This is a genomic window from Prevotella rectalis (assembly GCF_900607215.1).
Classification (GTDB): Bacteria; Bacteroidota; Bacteroidia; order Bacteroidales; family Bacteroidaceae; genus Prevotella; species Prevotella brunnea.
Genome location: NZ_LR027820.1, coordinates 321,639 through 322,526, shown reverse-complemented (window position 1 = coordinate 322,526; position 888 = coordinate 321,639). Strand labels below are relative to the sequence as shown.

Sequence of the window (888 nt, the reverse complement as noted above, 5' to 3'; positions counted from 1 at the left end):
TTTCGAATTACACAAGCAGCAGCGAGGGTTTTGTTACCCTTCAGTCATTAATCATGAACTCCCTGATGTATCATGAACGAGAGTTGTTCGTCAGCGAAAATGCCCATGAGCAATGCAATGGTTTCCGTTCTCGTCGTTGGTACAGTCACGGCTTTGAGTTCTCGCTCCGTATTCCGCGCAGTCGTAGCGGAAACTTCTATCCCATTCTCTTAGGGTTGATACGCAGCGAAAGCGAGGAACGTGCCAAATTGTTCAATCTCCTCTACACCAAAGGTCTTACCACGGAGCAGATAGGCGAGATTTCAAATTGCGTCTATGGTCGTTCCTACAGCAAGCAGCAGGTATCGCATCTTGCCGGCAGCTGCCGTGAGGACGTCGAACGGTGGCTTTGCCGTAGCCTTTCCTCCCACTACTTAGCCGTCTATATCGACGCCACCTTTATTTCCACCCGTAGGGACAGACAGGTGTCCAAGGAAGCCTACTATACCATTCTGGGGGTATTAGAAGACGGCAGCAGGGAGGTGCTCACGGTTGTCAATCATCCCACAGAAGGGGCTCTTTGCTGGAAAGACGAGCTTGAGGCCTTGAAGCAAAGAGGCGTCGAACAGATAGACTTAGTTGTTTCCGATGCATTGCAAGGAATAGAGAATGCCGTCTGTGCAGCCTTTCCCGGTGCCGCACACCAGTTCTGCGTGGCACACGTTAAGCGACAGATACTCAGCGGCGCATCACATAAAGACAAACTGGTAATGGCGCAGCAGCTCAGTGAGGTGTTCCAATTGGAGAACAACGAGATGAATTCCTTGCAGGGATACGAACAATTCATTACCTTTGTCGAGAAATGGGAAAGGAAATATCCTGCACTAAGAAAATACAAGGCCGAACGCA

At 49.9% G+C, this 888-nt stretch carries 1 protein-coding gene; it reads left to right on the top strand.

What is annotated here, in order from left to right:
- Positions 1-888: IS256 family transposase (locus E0E16_RS02185; protein WP_130829708.1), on the top strand; the 888-nt coding region annotated here is incomplete at both ends.